This is a genomic window from Paenibacillus sp. FSL M8-0212 (genome assembly GCF_038004645.1).
Lineage (GTDB): Bacteria > Bacillota > Bacilli > Paenibacillales > Paenibacillaceae > Paenibacillus.
In genome coordinates this window covers 1617917-1634432 of sequence record NZ_JBBORP010000001.1, presented here as the reverse complement: position 1 = coordinate 1634432, position 16516 = coordinate 1617917, and the positions used below count along the sequence as shown (strand labels likewise).

The following is a 16516-nucleotide window of genomic DNA, read 5'->3' as shown; positions in this document are numbered from 1 at the left end:
GCCAGAGAATAATGGAAACAACGATTTGGGTATTAGGTATAGTCGTCTTCCTTGCACTGGCGTTTGACTTCATCAACGGTTTTCACGACACTGCGAATGCCATTGCTACTTCGGTATCAACACGGGCACTAACGCCACGTCGCGCGATCCTTTTGGCAGCGGTGATGAACTTTGTCGGTGCGATGATGTTTACAGGCGTTGCGAAGACGATTGGGGGGAGTGTGACCGACCCCACCACGCTGGATAACGGGATCGAGGTCGTCATAGTCACCTTGATCGCAGCGATTATCTGGAACCTGGTTACATGGTGGTTTGGTATTCCGTCTTCCTCATCACATGCACTTATCGGAGCCCTTGCAGGTGCCGTGCTTGTTGGCGCAGGATCTGACAAAGTGAAGTGGAGCGGATTCATTGATATCGTCGGAGGTTTGCTATTATCACCTCTGATCGCGTTTGCCATCGGTTATGTGGTCATGACGATTCTCAAATATATTTTCGCCAAACGCAGTCCGCATAACGTGAATAAAGGTTTCCGTACGGTACAGATTTTCACGGCTGCACTGCAAGCATTCACACATGGTACGAATGATGCACAGAAAGCGATGGGTATTATTACGTTTGCTTTGGTTGCAGCAGGTGTGCAAGATCATCTGGAAGTGCCGCTGTGGGTTAAAATCTCAGCAGCAACCGCGATGGCTCTGGGTACATCCATTGGTGGTTGGAAAATCATCAAAACGATGGGTACCAAAATCTTTAAAATTGAACCGATCAACGGATTCGCCGCCGATCTGTCAGCTGCTTCCGTTATTTTCACAGCAACGTTGCTTCACCTTCCAGTTAGTACGACGCACGCGATCACATCAGCTATTCTTGGTGTAGGTTCCGCGAAACGTTTCTCTGCTGTGAAATGGGGACTAGCTGGACGTATCATTATTACGTGGTTCATTACGATTCCGATTACTGCGGGACTGGCAGGATTGCTCTACTGGATTATTTTCTAAAAAGAGAAGTTATCCCGAACGAATTCGGGGTTACCAGACAAACTGTTCATAACTGTGTGAATATCGGGATATGTGGATAAATATACAACCAAAATCAAGAGACGCCTGTGCATGAACGTGTGGACAGGCTGGATATGTGGATAGCCATCCGTGGAATGATAAACCAAAAGAAGATATTCCTGTGGATACAGGGAACTGTGGATAGGGAAATGAGAGAAGCCAACAGGGTTGGCTTTTTTTGTTGTCGAGTTTGAAGGCACCTGTGTACAATAACGTATAGATACAGGACAAGGATGTGATCTGATTTATGATTCGTACACTCGCCATTACAAGAGAACACCAAGTCTCCGTTAACGTACCACTTACACAGTTGGATCTGAACGATTACGCCTGGGTATGGGCGGATTTTAACCAGCCAACGGAAGAGGAAAGCCGTTTGCTGGATACATATTTTCATTTTCATCCATTAGCCATAGAGGATTGTCTGCATGTGTTGCAGCGGCCCAAGCTCGATTATTATGATAATCTGCAGTTTCTTGTGCTGCATGCACTGAACCCGTCCACACTGGAAGCCGAGGAGGTTGACTTGTTTCTCGGATCAAACTTCCTAGTGTCTTTTCATCATGGCGTATTGGAGGAAGTGGATGAAGCGTGGGAACGGTTGTTGCACCATGCACATGAACGAACCATCTGGGCGCGAGGTCCGGTGGCAGCAGCCTATACGGTGATGGACAAGCTGGTCGATCATTATTTTCCGTCTTTATTTGCGATTGAGGATGAACTGGCTGAACTGGAGAACCGGGGTGGACAAGAGTCAGTTGAAGACTTGATGAACCAGGTGTTTGATCTGCGGACTCGATTGCTGAAGCTTAGAAGAACCGTAGTACCGATGCGGGATCTGCTCTATCGGGTGGTGAACTCCCAGCATGTGCAGCGAACAGGTGAACATACGGCTTATTTTACCGATATCTATGACCATTTATTGAAGCTGACAGACATGATCGAAGCCGATCGGGAGATGACGGCCGACCTACGTGACAGTTATATTTCCCTGAACTCCAACCGGATGAACCAGATCATGAAGACACTTACGGTGATTACGACCGTATTTATGCCGCTCACGCTGATCGCGGGAATCTATGGCATGAACTTTGCCTATATGCCTGAACTTCAGTGGAAGTTTGGGTATGGGGCGGTGTTATTGTTAATGTTTGTACTTGGAGGTAGCATGGTGGCCTGGTTTGTAAAGCGGGGATGGTTTAAGTAGAGAACATGACACTTTACTGCTCTAAATGCAGTTCCATCTTTCGGTGATAAGCGCACGCTATTACGAGCAGATCATCAGAAGAAGATTGCATAGTTGAAGCAACGTTTGTTACATATGAAAAGGGCCACTGGACAAGGATCTCAGGCAGGAATGGATTAACCTGTCGGAAGATGATTGCCAGGTGGCCTTTCTGATTCTTCTATTGGAAGTTTTGAAAATAAATGTATCCACATGTGAATAACTATTCCGCAGCAATAAGCTGTGTATAACTTACGATGTCTTCCTGTTACTCCACTTCAAGGATAAAAGAAGTCGTTGCCGCCTCTTTACCATTCACAACAATTGTTAGCGTATGCAGTCCAGCATAGTATTTTCTCGTTGTGATGACTTTGAAAGATTGTTTGGTGGCTACCTTGGTTCTGCCTGTCGGGTACATTTTATCAGAGCATTTGAATCGTTTGGGAGCCTGTTTGCCGTTTGCCTTCATATAACCCATCTCATATTCAATTCGCAGCATCTGTGACTCGCCGCTCTCATTAACGACATCAAACGAGAAATGAAGATCCTCGCCAATGCTAATCGTATCCTGGACAAGCTGAAGCTGCTCAATGTGAATCGAATCCTGCTCGTTATAACCAAAAAGACTTAGTGCTTTGCTATGTCCTTTCTTCAGTAATGACCTGCTGGCATGCCGGACAATCCAGTCGGTGTGTACATGTTGTCCGTACCAGGTCGTGGCCAGATCCATAACCAGTTCAGGGTGGTCCTTGGAGATGTCATTCAGATGATTGGCGACACTTTTGCGAACATAGAGGGACTCGTCCTGTTTCAATGCATGCAGAATCGGAAGTACAGGTGTTGGATCAGTGATAAAGTTCTGGAGTTTGGCACCCCATGGCAAACGTGGCCGGCTGCCTTCACTGGCAAGTCTGCGGATATGCTCGTTGTTGCTCTCTGCCCACGCCATCATATGTTTCATCGTTTGGATTGGAAAATGTTTAATAAACGGGCGTACCGCGAACTCGGAGCTGGAATAAGGTGTGAAGAGGGTCAGATACTTCATGGATAACTCGTAATCCTCTGGGTCAAGTCCGTTCACTTCGATAAAATCCGGTACAAACAGATATTCAACGCCTCTCATATTCGGAGCGGCTTGTTCAATAATATGTAATGCTTCCTCATAATTGTCGGGCAGTACTGCAGTCAAGGCCAGTGTGATTCGGCGAATGCGCGCTTTGAATTCCAACTGTTCCCAGCCTTCAGCAAAAACCAATTCATGAAATTGCTGTGTATCCAGCTTCGGGTAGAATTGACGCAACTGTTCGCCGGTCCGATCGATTAATGCGGGAGTATATTTGTCTTTGATAAGTTCCATGGTCCGCCTCCTTTAGTTATTATCAAGTATACCTCAAATTGCAGAAATAAGAACATAAGTTCCTGAAATTTTTGATATATTAATGAACGGTGTTAAGGCACCCACCTTCTGTAAGGGGGTGCCTGGATGAATTTAACCTTTGCGACTTTTGGGACGGCGCTTGGTGGTATTGGATTTGCGGCGGACTGGAGTTGTATTGCGGCGACGTGTAGCATTCGTTGTTTTGTTCCGACGTTTGCTTTTACGTTTCCGGGGGGGCGTATATTCTTCATAGTCTGCATCAGCTGCGCTGTTATTCGATTTTCCTTTTCCAAAAGGCAGAATGCCCATAACGAGTTTCATCATCGGAGCCATCTGCTGGATACCACCAACGACCTTCTGCATTTTGCCTATTCCACTCATAATCCCGTCAATTCCGCCGAAGCGGTCAATCATTCCTTTTAACTCACCAATGTTGGCTAACGAAAACCCGGAACTGCCTGTAGCAGCAGGCGCCTGTACCGGAGCAGGGGGAACCACCTGAGCTGCACCTCCATAAAAGTTCCCGCCTGGAGCACCTTGCCCATACGGTACGATGGCAGATGCTTCGACTTCACCGAAGCCCGGGTAATGGGGCTCTACTCCAGGGTACATCGGTTGAATCTGAGTTTCATTCAAAGACCGCGGAACCACACCGGGCGGCATATAGGCAGAAGTACGTGCCTGCCGATGAGCATGAGAAGACGGACGTTGCCCTTGTGCTGGCTGGCGGTGATAATAATGCTGTGGCATGAACGATCACGTTCCTTCTATATTGGATTTCGGAATTGCGTTCCACAAGTTTCCTGACAGATGTATATCATATACGGTAGTGGAACTCCCTTTTGTTATACTGTATGTCATTCGCGGAGAGACGGCGTAGGCGGGTATCCCGGAAAACGGGATATTTGCGGATTTGGGCGCATGTATGATGGCAGGTTCACGAAGAGTAAAATGCAGTTTAGACACAAAATTGTAACATTTAGGAGGATTGAAATCCTACATAAGTAATCGGATATATACAGGTGAAAACTGGGAAATAGCGCGGTAAATTCGCCCGATGTACGCGAGGGGAGGACAATAGTACCTTTTGTAAGCGGTAACATGTATTTTTATTCTGTAGTGCGTGAAATCGGTAACGCTTGAAATACCAACTCAGGGTGAGTACAATGTAGGTACACAGTAACCGCTAGGGGATGATGATGAAATGCAGCTGAAAAAGCTAAATGATAAAAGCATTGAACAACTATTTGAGGCTATTTTGACGCTAAAAGATATTGAAGAGTGTTATGTTTTCTTTGATGACCTCTGCACAGTAAACGAGATCCAATCCATGTCCCAGCGGCTGGAAGTGGCTCGTATGTTGGGTAAAGGCAATACGTATAACCAGATTGAAGCAGAGACAGGTGCGAGTACAGCTACAATTTCACGTGTGAAACGCTGCCTGAATTACGGCAATGATGGTTATAAAATGACGCTGGAACGCCTGGGACGCTAACATGAAGAAGCCGGGTGTACTCATCATCAGTCACGGTTCACAGGAGCAGACCTGGGTGGAATCCGTCGATGACGCGATCTCCCGGTTGAATCTGCCTGTTCCATTACCGGTTGAAGCCGGTTTTCTGGAACTTGTGGAAGGACGCCTGATCCAGGACGGTATCGACCGACTGGAAGCACAAGGCGTAACCGATATTCTGGTCGTACCTCTATTTGTTTCGTCCGGGAGTACACATGTGGATGAAATTGAATATGCCATCGGTGCAAAGGAAACACCTGATCGCGAAACGGATCTGGAACCGTTCGATGTGAAGGCTCGGGTTCACTTTGGTTATCCAGTGGATAACGATCCGGATATTGCCGTGATGGTGTGGGACAAAGTCCGATTACTGTCGCAGCAACCGGAGGAGGAAACGATTCTGCTTGTAGGACATGGGAGTATTCATGATGGTTTTCGCGAGCGTTGGGAAGCCGGAATTTCTTCCCTTGCAGAGCGTGTGCAGGAAGTTAGTGGTGTAGCCCATACGGATTATGCATTGCTGAATCCGGAGAGTGTGTACGACAAAGTAAAGTACTGGAGTGAAGAGCGGGGGAACCGAGTCATTGTGGCGCCGCTATTTTTGAGTGCCGGTTATTTCACGAGGAACGTTATCCCGGATCGGCTGCAGGAACTGAACTATGTGTACAGCGGTGAGACACTGTTGCCACATCCATTGCTTGTGCAGTGGCTGGAGCGCCAAATCCAGATTTTGCTGGAGAGATGTAATGAAGTTAAAGTTTCTTCTTGAAATGATTGCTTTGGCATAGGTGTGTAATCACATCGCTCGTAATGATGCAGTATCAATTGAGTTCAACTCCATAGCTTCATAAACAATCAAACCACGTCGAAGGACGTGGTTTTTGTTTGTTGTAGATCACTTGAGCGAGGATTAATTTATCCATTAATGGGAGCGTGCAATTGCAGATGTAGCTCCAGTAAACTTATTAATTGGTCAACGATCTCCTCGGCCGGATAAGGCATGGAATTCATAATCCACCACTCCAGGAGGCCCACAGCAGCGGAAGCAAGAAACTGTATGGTGATCTCTTTTTTCATACCTTCCTGGATGCCACAGGCATCCATCTGTTCCTCCACTCCCTGGACCAACAATCCCATCAACTTACTACGGAATGCCGGAATACCTTTTTTGGTTAGAAGTGTAGTATAGGTAGAGGCGTGCTGTTCCAGATAACGGAAAGTTCTGAGCAGCGCATCCTTGGCTGTAACGGGTGTTGTAGTAGAGCTTTCGATCATACAGGCATCTAACAACTGCTGCAAATAGGTCTCAATGCATTGATCCAACAGGTCGAACTTGTCAGCGTAATGCAAATAGATGGTTCCTCGATTTACATTAGCCCGATCAGCAATATCGTTTATCGTAATTTGCTCAAAATCCTGTTCCTCCAGTAACCCCACAAAAGCTTCAATTATCGCCTTTCGTGTCTTGAGTACTCGTCTGTCCATGGCCCCTCCTATGATGGTTTTCAACAATAAGGAATCATTCGTTGATTATTCAACAAAAACGGATATTTTAACGATTGAAGCACAGTAAGTGCTTTGATACTCTTATTTTATCAACAAATGTTCATAAAGCAACGAATATTGATAAAATATGAAATAGAGGGATAGCCAATGAAGATATTAGTGTATGGTGCAGGTGTTTTGGGCAGTCAACTGGCGCAAGTTCTGGTGCGTGGTGGCAATGATGTCACTATTCTGGCTAGAGGGAAGCGGGCAGAGGAGCTGGAGAAGGATGGAATCGTTATCCGGCATGTTTTCCAATTCAAAACGACAGTTGATCCGGTTCGGGTAGTCAGAACGTTGGAGGCAAATGACCAATATGATCTGATTTTTGTTGTCATGAAATACAACGATTTTCCTTCCGTGTTACCTATTCTGGCAGAGAATCAGAGCAACAATATTGTGATCGTGGGAAACAACGCAGATGCACGAAGCATGCAGACCTATCTGGAAGAGCATAGTCCGAGGGGAAAACAGGTCGCGTTCGGATTCCATGTGAGTGGAGGTAGGCGTGACAAGGACCGCATGTTATCCATCGGTGGAGGGAGCGCACAAATGGTGATCGGCAGTCTGGACGGTGAGATAGGCTTCAAACCTTTGCTGGATCAAGCTTTCCAACGTGTGAAATACAAGTTAAATTATTTAAGCGATATTGATGCCTGGCTGAAAAGCCATATCATCCCCATTCTGATGCTTAATGCGGTGAGTTTTAATGAGGAGCGTGAGTTAAAAAAACTGGATGGCAACAAGCGGCAACTTGTGCATATGATTGAGGCGATGGATGAGGGTATCAGCGTACTGGAAGCTATGGGTATATCGGTTATACCAGAGATTCAAGGCAGATTGATTCGTAAACATAAACGCATGTTGTATCTATTATTGAAAATCTATAGCCTTCTTCCGATGCATAAACTTTTAGCTGGTGTTTTTGGTGAAATCGAAGCGTTAAGTGACGCATTCACGGATTGGAAAAAGACAACAGGCACCCCGACTCCCCATTGGGATGTATTGAAAAGAGATTTTACTCGCCTTAAATGAATGTTGCTCATTGCCCCAATACCGACTACAATAAAACCAACTAATAAAATGGGGATAAGGAGATATGCAAATGCGAGAAGTGCCCATGCGTTATGTGAAAGCAAATCAGGTCGGTATTGTTTTGTTTGTTTTACTCTCGTTTGTGTTCAATCCGCTTGTAGTTCTCGGCGCGCTCTGGAGCATTCAGGTGGTTGGTCTGGCTTCCAGTGGCAAGCTTAATCTGTTTGTGCAGATTGGGAAAGCTGTGTTAACTGGTAAAGGGACAGAGACGCAGGCAGTAGAGCTGCAGCGATTCAACAATATTCTGGCTGTGCTCTTCCTGTCTCTGGCACTCATCTCGTTCTCGCTTGGCTGGGTAGCCGCAGGTTATGCATTTTCCGTCATGCTTCTCGCAGCTGCAAGCGCGGCTCTGCTGGGGTATTGTGTGGGCTGCACGGTGTATTTCTGGTACAAACAGCTGCGTGCAGGCAGAAAAATCGGATTTTGAGGTTGGCTGAAGAAGTGATACAGGTATCCGGGATACTACGATAACTTCATAACGAAATCCCCCTCAAGTGAGTTGTTCACTTGAAGGGGATTTTCTTTTTTTTCTTATCTGAACCAGGCATTATTTAAATTGTTGGTGAAATTGTTATCGTTGAAAGGCACGTTGGCACTGCCAAAGTTCGTCGTGTTGAGTGCATTTCGTGCCGCAGAAGTCAGATCGTCCCATCCGATTAAAGGCTGAGTTCCACCCACAGCATTAGTAACGCCAAGCTCATGGTTCAGCGGCCAGGTACTATTATAGGAAATCAACGGATGGTTACCTTGTGTATTGTTATTGCTCGGTGTAACTTTGGTGAACTGGCCGTGACCGGAATAGGCGATGGAGAGGATTTGGGGATTGGCCGCTGCCGGATTGTCTACCCACACGACGATACCTTCCCAATCATGACGATGGCCGAGTCCAGAGGAAGGGGAGTCTTTGGGGAAATACCACGAATACATGATGGCCCACACCCCATTGTGCCAGGTGGAACGGGAGTAGATCTGTCCTGTACTTGAGCTACAGTTTCCATTCGATGACCCGGATGTATTCAAGCCAGCGCTGGTATTGCCCTGTTGATCCACTGCGGGGAAAGGCACACAACCATGATAGACTTTTAGAAATGGCTGAAAACGCTTGGCTGCTTGCTGTGTCACGGTAACAGGGGAGACTTCCTGAAATCCGACAACCTGATCATGGTTAATTTCTGCTGCTTCAACAACGGTGACCCAAGGAATACATGCCATAAGCGAAACCATGAGCATTAACACGATTTTTTTCATTCACAATTCTCCTTCACGGGTATGATGTGGTGTTAAGTTGAGGGTGCACTAAAACTATAGTGGAAAAAGGTTTATATTATTTATCTTTTCATCTTAAGAATTGTAAATTTGTAGCATATCTATGTCATAATCATATGAAGGTATCGAAATTGAAGACTAATTCCTGTCCAAGCGGGCAGAATGGTTGATTAATGAGACTATTTTACCTAAAAGGTAGTGGGAAAGATTCAGGATCGGTGCAGGAGGTTTATTGGGTAATGGATGGATTAGTGGATACATATATGAAAAAATATACTTATAGATTACAGGCTAGGACATCTTTACATTTGATGATATGATAGGAGTTAAAGGCTTTGGAATGAGACGGAATTCCTGATGCATAGATATAGGTAAGACGAAAGATTAGAGCAACATTAACCGAAGTTCATTATTGTGTAAAAAATATGCCCTTTTGTGGACTGATGCAACGTAAGAATATGAGGTCGTTTAGACTCATGGATAATGTGGAATAGGTGGCGTATGAGATGAAAAAAGCTCGCTTAATATATAATCCGACCTCAGGCCGGGAAGAAATGAAAAAACGTCTGGCTGATATTTTGCAGCGTTTGGATCAAGGTGGTATTGAAGCTTCATGTCACGCAACAACGGGTGAAGGTGACGCAACCCGGGAAGCTGAACTTGCGATTGAACGCGGATATGACATGATTATTGCTGCTGGTGGCGATGGCACGTTGTACGAAGTGATTAACGGTATGGCCGAGCGGGAGAACCGTCCTCCGCTGGGTGTGTTCCCTTTGGGAACGACGAATGATTTTGCACGTGCACTCGGCATTCCGAGACAGTGGGAAGATTACGTGGATCTGGTCATTAACCAGCAACTTCGTCCGCTCGATCTGGGCAAAGCAAATGATAAGTATTTTATCAACATCGCCGGTGGCGGCTCATTGACTGAACTGACCTATGAAGTACCGAGTCGTCTGAAAACGATGATTGGGCAACTGGCCTATTATATGAAGGGTATTGAGAAAATGGCGAGTCTGTCTCCTCAGGAGCTGATTATTCGCGCCGACGGTCAGGAAGAGATTCATGATGAATTCATGTTATTCCTCATCGCCAATACCAATTCGGTCGGGGGCTTCGAGAAGCTGGCTCCGGGTGCAACCATTGATGATGGTCTGTTCGATGTCATTTGCGTGAGGAAATGTAATTTGGCTGATATGATCCGCCTCGTAACGCTTGCGCTGCGTGGGGAACATCTGAACGACAAGAAAGTGGTTCATTTCCAGACGAGTCATATGGAAGTTACGTCACCGGGATATGTCCAACTGAACCTTGATGGAGAGTTGGGTGGAACATTGCCAGCTACGTTTACAAATTTGCGTCATCATCTGATGTTGTATCGTTAAACTTGGCACTTGGCGCAGAATGTGGTCGCTTGGGGAAAACAGTGATGCCATAGTAGTCGTTGCACAGCACCGCACAAGTGATCAGGAGTGTTGGATTCAGCTCTGCCGTAAGGCGAGATGGAAGTAGTTTTTCCAGTTGCTGTGTACGGTGGGATCGCGTATAATCTCATGTGGTCACCATGCGTTGAACTGTTACAGCAAGGCACATTGTGGTAATTGAGTGAACGTGAACAGCGAACAGGTGAACAGTGAACAGTGAACATTGAAGGTTAAAAGCGCTATTCTTGTTCGATGGTACTGCGATGTGGTACACCGTGCTGAAAGTAACAGTTTGGTTGGGTGCCGGCTGGCGGCTAACGAACTCAGAAAGCCTTAATGTGGCGAAATCGTCGAAGCTGCGAATCTAACGAATCTCAGCGTCGTTATTTTGGAGAAAATGACCGGAAAAGATCGGAAAACACTATCCGAAGATGATATAACGTTTCTGAAGTTCATTAGAAATTCGGAACGTTATTTTTGATGTGAATAAGGTGTGCCAGGTTCGTTAGAATCGGGAACAAAATGAAAAAGAGATTTCTCCCTCGTCTGCATAGGCAAGGGTACTATATAAGAAGAAAGAAGTGAATGTACGTTGTCTAATACGAACCGCAGCGGTCGTGGAAAAAACCGCCGGAATTCGGCTGCCTCTCAGGGGCAAGGGAACGCTTCAGCGTCCCGTCAGCCAAGTCAATCATCTCGTCCATCTACACGTCAGCAGGTAAAAGAGGTGCGGCCACAAGGCGCATCTCTTTCTGCCGTTCGTCCAAAGGGGAGAGCGCGTGAATCTGCATCAATCGAAGGACTGCCCGTTAGCAAAAATGAAGAGACCGTCATCGACATCATTGGGATGAACCATGACGGCGAGGGTGTAGGTCGTGCGAATGGGTACACGCTCTTTGTGCAGGGTGCGCTTCCAGGTGAAACCGTGCGTGTTCGCGTGATGAAAACCAAGAAGCAGTATGGCTATGCCAAACTGCTGGAGATCGTGAAAGCAAGCCCGGATCGTGTGTCCGCGCCATGCCCGATCTACGATCAGTGCGGCGGCTGTCAGATCCAGCATATGAGCTATACCGGACAGCTTGCGTGGAAACGCCAGTTGGTGATCGATAATTTGCAACGGATTGGCAAGCTGAACGTGATGGTGGAGGATGCGGAGACGTTGGCATCCAATACGCAGGATGATAAAGAGGGCGCTGAACAGCGTGTGCAGGATGACGCTTCAGTTGGTGATGCGAATCAGACAACTGAACTGGCTACTTCTGAAGTACAAATGATCGGCAGCAATCGTATTCGCCTTCGCCTTGAAGGTGTCATGAACGAAGAGGATACGGAGCAAGGCATCCGCGTACTGCCTACGATGGGCATGGACGAGCCATGGCGCTATCGGAATAAGGCACAGGTGCCGATTGGAGCTGCCGAGGGTGGTCTGGTAGGTGGTTTTTACGCTAAAGGAAGCCATCGGATCATTGATATGGAGAGCTGCCTCATTCAGCATGAGCACAATGATGAAGTGGTTGCAAAGGTTAAGGAGATTGGCAGTCATTTTGGAATTAGCGCCTATAACGAAGAGACAGGTCGTGGCTTGCTGCGTCACGTGGTCGTGAAGAAGGCGTTCCGTACAGGCGAGATGATGCTTGTTCTGGTTACGAATGGTCGAGACATTCCGTACAAAGACGAATGGATTGGCAGTATCCGTGAAGCGATTCCGCATGTAGCGAGTATCTGCCAGAACGTGAACAAAAAACAGACCAACGTCATTTTCGGCGATGAGACCCGTGTCCTGTGGGGCCGTGATGTAATCTATGATTATATCGGTGATGTGCAATTTGCGATCTCAGCGCGTTCGTTCTATCAGGTGAATCCGGTGCAAACGGAAGTACTGTATGGCAAAACGGTAGAGTACGCTGGACTGAGCGGCAAAGAAACTGTAATTGATGCTTATTGCGGCATCGGTACGATCTCTCTTTTCCTCGCGCAACATGCGGATCAGGTGTACGGGGTAGAGATCGTGCCTGAAGCAATCGAGGATGCGCGTAGCAATGCGTTGTTGAACGAGATGAAGAACGTGAAGTTCGAAGTGGGTGCATCCGAGGATGTTATTCCACGCTGGAAAGAACAAGGCATCGAGGCCGACGTGATCGTTGTCGACCCGCCGCGGAAGGGCTGTGATCCACGCTTGCTGGAAACGATCCTGGAGATGAAGCCGGAGCGAGTGGTGTATGTGAGCTGTAATCCGAGCACATTGGCACGTGACTTGCGTGTGCTGGAGGATGGCGGGTATCGCACGGTTGAGGTAACGCCGGTGGACATGTTCCCACACACGGTCCACGTGGAGTCGGTGGCGATGTTGGTGAGGGATAATTACAGATACTAAGAACAATTGATATCTAAGAGATTATCGTCTGATGCAAATATCCTTGGTTTATATAACAGAGTACTCGAAGCAGAATTACCGCAAATATGCTTAAGGCTCTAAACCGAAGAAAACTAACAGATGATAAAGAAATGAAAGACGCTGGGAAGAAATTTACCCAGCGTCTTTTTTGTCAGTTTGCCTTTTAATCTATACTAAATCGATTCTTGAATTTATCTGCCGCGACCTGATCAGCGGGATGAAGAGCATGTCCATACTAGCATCAGACTTGGTATAGTGCTGTAAAAAACTAAGATTCCCCTTTAATTTGGAGTAAGAATTCTCTTCCATAAAAAATTTGGTGTGGGGGGAATGCTTCGAATGAGGAAATCATTTAAGCAGGTCGTTTCCGGGTTACTTGCAGCGGCTATGCTTCTTCCGGGCGGCTTGATAGCCTATCGGCATCTAATTCACAAATTGTGTATCAGGAAACATTCCAGAATAGCCAAGGCAAGGTAACTCAATCAGGTGGTGCTGGATTCGAAGCGGAGTCGTCAACGGAAAAGGTGGCAAAATTGCACCAACTGAATTATTGACCCGCGCTGAAGCAGGGATGATTCTGTCCCGGATCTGGGTAACTCATTGAAGCTGCTGTCTGTACTTTACAGGCGGCAGCTTTTTCATATTCCATTTGCAGCTCAGCACAAATCATTCGTTCAGGCAATTTTATTACAGGAGGAACCGCTACTCAATGCTGAATATTGTCGATCCAATACATAGACATCATAAATTTTACTTTTTTCCACTTTGCAATAAAGATGGAATCTGATAGGATAAGTTTATAAATACGATGGTTTTAGTGAGGATTAAAAAGGAGGCCGCCTTGCCATGCAAGAATTAACACATCTGGATCAACTTGAGGCTGAAGCGATATACATTATCAGAGAAGTAGCAGCGGAGTGCGAGAAACCGGTCATGTTGTATTCCATCGGCAAGGACAGCTCGGTCATGCTGCACTTGGCCCTAAAGGCTTTCTACCCCGAGAAGCCGCCGTTCCCATTCATGCATATCGATACAACCTGGAAATTCAAGGAAATGATTGAGTTCCGCGACCGAAAGGCAAAGGAATTTGGTATCGAAATGATCGTGCACTCTAATGAAGAGGCTATTCAACAAGGAATTAACCCCTTCGACCATGGTTCCGCATATACCGACATTATGAAAACCACAGCCCTGAAGCAGGGATTGGATAAATACGGATTCACGGTTGCGTTCGGTGGCGGAAGACGTGATGAGGAGAAGTCGCGTGCGAAGGAGCGTATTTTCTCGTTCCGGAACAAGAATCACTCGTGGGACCCGAAGAACCAACGTCCGGAGATGTGGAAGCTGTTCAACACGCGAATCAACAAGGGAGAGAGCATTCGAGTCTTTCCGCTGTCCAACTGGACTGAGAAGGATATCTGGCAATACATTCGTCGGGAGAACATTGATATCGTTCCGCTTTACTCCGCGGACGTAAGACCGATCGTTAATCGTGACGGGCATATCATCATGGTGGATGACGAGCGGATAAAGCTTGAGCCTGGCGAGAAGGTAGAGATGAAGAAGATTCGCTTCCGCACGTTGGGTTGTTACCCGCTCACGGGCGGAGTCGAGTCCGATGCCGTTACGCTGGATGAGATCATTGAGGAGACATTGGGTGCGTTATCTTCCGAACGGACCAGTCGGGTTATCGATCAAGAAGCGGCGGGAAGCATGGAACGACGCAAACGGGAGGGCTATTTCTAACATGAAGAGTCTACTTAAATTCATTACCTGCGGAAGTGTGGATGATGGCAAGTCCACGCTGATCGGACATATGCTCTATGAGGCCAAGCTGCTGTTTGCCGATCAAGAACGCGCGCTTGAGCTCGATAGTCGATTGGGAAGCCGAGGCGGCAAAATCGACTACTCGCTGCTCCTCGATGGTTTGCTGGCCGAACGCGAACAAGGGATTACCATTGATGTGGCATATCGTTATTTTACGACGTCTCATCGTTCCTTCATCGTGGCGGACACACCGGGACACGAAGAGTATACGCGTAACATGGCTGTAGGCGCTTCCTTTGCCGATCTAGCCATCATTCTGGTGGACGCTACCAAAGGCATCATTACCCAGACCAAACGCCATGCCCGGATCTGCGCCCTGATGGGGATCAAGCATCTCGTATTGGCTGTGAACAAGATGGATCTGGTCGGCTTCGATCAGAGGACGTTCGAGGCAATCAAGGAAGAGTTCATCCAAACGACGGCCGAATTCCAAATCAAGAGCATTCAGGTCATTCCCGTGTCGGCTACGGAAGGGGACAACATTACAACCCAGTCGCCGAATGCACCCTGGTACGAGGGGTTAGCATTATTGCCGTATTTGGAAAGTATAGATGTTCATACTACCGATGATACGAAGCCTTTCATGATGCCAGTTCAGCGTGTAAGCAGACCGGACCATACGTTCCGCGGGTTCCAGGGCCAGATCGAGGCTGGAAAGATTTCGGTTGGAGACGAACTCATGACTCTGCCAAGTCGGGAGAAAGCCAAGGTTAAGCGGATTTTGGTGACGGACCAAGCTCAGGATTCGGCTTATGCTGGCCAACCGGTTACGATACAACTGGACCGCGAAGTTGATGTCTCGCGGGGCTGCGTGCTCACGATAGACAATCAAGTCCAAGAAGCTGACAGCTTCGCTTCTACGATCCTGTGGATGGACGATTCCGTCCTGACTCCGGGCAAGCATTATTGGGTAAAGGTCGGAACGAAGACTCTTCCAGGTACTGTAACGGCGATTACCCATAAAATTGACATTAACACGGGCCATACCGTTCCGGCCGATCAAATTGTTAAGAACGAATTGGCCAAGTGTGAATTCACGCTGTCGGATCAGATCGTCTTCGATTCCTTTGAACACAATAAGAGCATCGGAGGTTTTATCCTCATTGATCGTGTCACCAACATGACGTCTGCTTGCGGAGTCATCGATCAAGCTCTGAAGGGAGAAAGCCGATTTGCCACGCTCGATACGGGGATCACGAGAGATGTTCGCGCCCAGCAGAAAGGACAATCTCCGCTCACGGTCTGGTTTGCTGGTTTGGATACGGTAGCTCTCGCCAAGGAAGTGGAGAAGCGACTAATGTCATCCGGTTACCATACGATGCTGCTTGAGAGCGTCAGTGGAGAAACGCTCCGCGGTACGGCGGAGATGGCAAAGGTGTTGAACGACGCCGGCCTGATCTCACTGGTATCCCATGATTCTATCAGTGCGGGCGAACTTGAGACAGCTCGAGAGATTATCGGGGGCAAAGGATTTATCGAAGTTAACGCGGACGAGATCGGCGGAATGTCCACCCAGGATGCCGCGAAATCCGTGGTTAAACGAGTCGTGCAATCCGTTATCGATCACAGTCCTTCGAATAACTACGACATTTAATAAGCATGTCCGATAAAGCGGTTGCCGATCAGGCAGCCGCTTGTTTGTTTCGTCAAGATCCCTTTATATGGGGAGAGGGACCTCTGGATTTGCTTTATCCTGAGGAAGGAGATCTGTATATAACCTATGTTATACTTTACTTGATTTCCGCTAGTAGGGATGGTTCCCAGTAGATAGAACGGATAGAGTA

General features: G+C 47.2%; 15 protein-coding genes. 11 read left to right on the top strand and 4 right to left on the bottom strand.

Annotation, left to right across the window (positions count from 1 at the left end; genetic code table 11):
- Positions 1-11 precede the first annotated feature (11 nt).
- Entirely contained in the window at positions 12-1001 is a 990-nt protein-coding gene (locus MKX68_RS07200) for an inorganic phosphate transporter (RefSeq protein ID WP_062836232.1), read from the top strand.
- 307 nt (positions 1002-1308) lie between these two features.
- Positions 1309-2268 carry a magnesium/cobalt transporter CorA gene (corA, locus tag MKX68_RS07195; RefSeq protein WP_036668386.1) on the top strand — a complete coding sequence of 320 codons (960 nt, stop codon included), beginning with the start codon at positions 1309-1311 and terminating at the stop codon, positions 2266-2268.
- A 286-nt stretch (positions 2269-2554) separates the two neighbouring features.
- Here the strand turns inward: corA and MKX68_RS07190 are convergent, their stop codons facing one another.
- Together MKX68_RS07190 and MKX68_RS07185 are read right to left on the bottom strand one after the other, a co-directional pair.
- Entirely contained in the window at positions 2555-3643 is a 1089-nt protein-coding gene (locus MKX68_RS07190; protein ID WP_340910443.1) for a DNA alkylation repair protein, read from the bottom strand.
- 132 nt (positions 3644-3775) lie between these two features.
- Positions 3776-4414 (bottom strand): tyrosine protein kinase, encoded by a 639-nt coding sequence (locus MKX68_RS07185; protein ID WP_339786352.1) that lies wholly within the window; start codon positions 4412-4414, stop codon positions 3776-3778.
- Between the two features lie 454 nt (positions 4415-4868).
- Here MKX68_RS07185 and MKX68_RS07180 point away from each other — a divergent pair, with 454 nt between their 5' ends.
- On the top strand, positions 4869-5159 hold the full coding sequence (locus MKX68_RS07180; protein ID WP_017690665.1) for a YerC/YecD family TrpR-related protein: 291 nt from the start codon (positions 4869-4871) through the stop codon (positions 5157-5159).
- A gap of 1 nt (position 5160) precedes the next feature.
- On the top strand, positions 5161-5946 hold the full coding sequence (locus MKX68_RS07175; RefSeq protein ID WP_340910441.1) for a sirohydrochlorin chelatase: 786 nt from the start codon (positions 5161-5163) through the stop codon (positions 5944-5946).
- A 146-nt stretch (positions 5947-6092) separates the two neighbouring features.
- On the opposite strand, the gene MKX68_RS07170 is transcribed toward MKX68_RS07175, so the two are convergent.
- Positions 6093-6662 (bottom strand): TetR/AcrR family transcriptional regulator, encoded by a 570-nt coding sequence (locus MKX68_RS07170; protein ID WP_091038820.1) that lies wholly within the window; start codon positions 6660-6662, stop codon positions 6093-6095.
- A gap of 168 nt (positions 6663-6830) precedes the next feature.
- On the opposite strand from MKX68_RS07170, the gene MKX68_RS07165 reads away from it, so the two are divergent.
- Both MKX68_RS07165 and MKX68_RS07160 read left to right on the top strand, forming a co-directional pair.
- Complete coding sequence (locus tag MKX68_RS07165; protein WP_340910438.1) at positions 6831-7757, top strand: ketopantoate reductase family protein; 927 nt, start codon at positions 6831-6833, stop codon at positions 7755-7757.
- Between the two features lie 70 nt (positions 7758-7827).
- Positions 7828-8244: a DUF4395 domain-containing protein gene (locus MKX68_RS07160; protein WP_340910436.1), complete on the top strand. Its 417-nt coding sequence runs from the start codon at positions 7828-7830 to the stop codon at positions 8242-8244.
- Positions 8245-8348: 104 nt separating this feature from the next.
- Here the strand turns inward: MKX68_RS07160 and MKX68_RS07155 are convergent, their stop codons facing one another.
- The gene (locus tag MKX68_RS07155) at positions 8349-9065 is read right to left on the bottom strand and encodes an NPP1 family protein (RefSeq protein ID WP_340910433.1); all 717 of its coding nucleotides are present in this window, start codon (positions 9063-9065) and stop codon (positions 8349-8351) included.
- A 524-nt stretch (positions 9066-9589) separates the two neighbouring features.
- Between MKX68_RS07155 and MKX68_RS07150 the strand changes: the two genes are divergently transcribed.
- The 5 genes from MKX68_RS07150 (at position 9590) to MKX68_RS07135 (ending at position 16326) form a co-directional block, all read left to right on the top strand.
- Positions 9590-10471 (top strand): diacylglycerol kinase, encoded by an 882-nt coding sequence (locus tag MKX68_RS07150; protein ID WP_047840512.1) that lies wholly within the window; start codon positions 9590-9592, stop codon positions 10469-10471.
- Between the two features lie 631 nt (positions 10472-11102).
- Positions 11103-12884, top strand: a complete 1782-nt coding sequence (rlmD, locus tag MKX68_RS07145; RefSeq protein ID WP_340910431.1) for a 23S rRNA (uracil(1939)-C(5))-methyltransferase RlmD — start codon at positions 11103-11105, stop codon at positions 12882-12884.
- A gap of 502 nt (positions 12885-13386) precedes the next feature.
- Entirely contained in the window at positions 13387-13509 is a 123-nt protein-coding gene (locus MKX68_RS28675) for an S-layer homology domain-containing protein (RefSeq protein WP_445671108.1), read from the top strand.
- A gap of 242 nt (positions 13510-13751) precedes the next feature.
- The gene (gene cysD / locus MKX68_RS07140; RefSeq protein WP_076333411.1) at positions 13752-14651 is read left to right on the top strand and encodes a sulfate adenylyltransferase subunit CysD; all 900 of its coding nucleotides are present in this window, start codon (positions 13752-13754) and stop codon (positions 14649-14651) included.
- A 1-nt stretch (position 14652) separates the two neighbouring features.
- Positions 14653-16326: a GTP-binding protein gene (locus MKX68_RS07135; RefSeq protein ID WP_340910427.1), complete on the top strand. Its 1674-nt coding sequence runs from the start codon at positions 14653-14655 to the stop codon at positions 16324-16326.
- Positions 16327-16516: the final 190 nt, after the last annotated feature.

Bases quoted from the DNA above. Each gene is read 5' to 3' on its own strand.
- MKX68_RS07135 (WP_340910427.1), top strand. From the start codon at position 14,653: ATGAAGAGTCTACTTAAATTCATTACCTGCGGAAGTGTGGATGATGGC.
- MKX68_RS07200 (WP_062836232.1), top strand. From the start codon at position 12: ATGGAAACAACGATTTGGGTATTAGGTATAGTCGTCTTCCTTGCACTG.
- MKX68_RS07165 (WP_340910438.1), top strand. From the start codon at position 6,831: ATGAAGATATTAGTGTATGGTGCAGGTGTTTTGGGCAGTCAACTGGCG.
- MKX68_RS07180 (WP_017690665.1), top strand. From the start codon at position 4,869: ATGCAGCTGAAAAAGCTAAATGATAAAAGCATTGAACAACTATTTGAG.
- MKX68_RS07170 (WP_091038820.1), bottom strand. From the start codon at position 6,662: ATGGACAGACGAGTACTCAAGACACGAAAGGCGATAATTGAAGCTTTT.
- MKX68_RS07190 (WP_340910443.1), bottom strand. From the start codon at position 3,643: ATGGAACTTATCAAAGACAAATATACTCCCGCATTAATCGATCGGACC.
- MKX68_RS07185 (WP_339786352.1), bottom strand. From the start codon at position 4,414: ATGCCACAGCATTATTATCACCGCCAGCCAGCACAAGGGCAACGTCCG.
- MKX68_RS07175 (WP_340910441.1), top strand. From the start codon at position 5,161: ATGAAGAAGCCGGGTGTACTCATCATCAGTCACGGTTCACAGGAGCAG.
- MKX68_RS07155 (WP_340910433.1), bottom strand. From the start codon at position 9,065: ATGAAAAAAATCGTGTTAATGCTCATGGTTTCGCTTATGGCATGTATT.
- MKX68_RS07150 (WP_047840512.1), top strand. From the start codon at position 9,590: ATGAAAAAAGCTCGCTTAATATATAATCCGACCTCAGGCCGGGAAGAA.
- corA (WP_036668386.1), top strand. From the start codon at position 1,309: ATGATTCGTACACTCGCCATTACAAGAGAACACCAAGTCTCCGTTAAC.
- MKX68_RS07160 (WP_340910436.1), top strand. From the start codon at position 7,828: ATGCGAGAAGTGCCCATGCGTTATGTGAAAGCAAATCAGGTCGGTATT.
- cysD (WP_076333411.1), top strand. From the start codon at position 13,752: ATGCAAGAATTAACACATCTGGATCAACTTGAGGCTGAAGCGATATAC.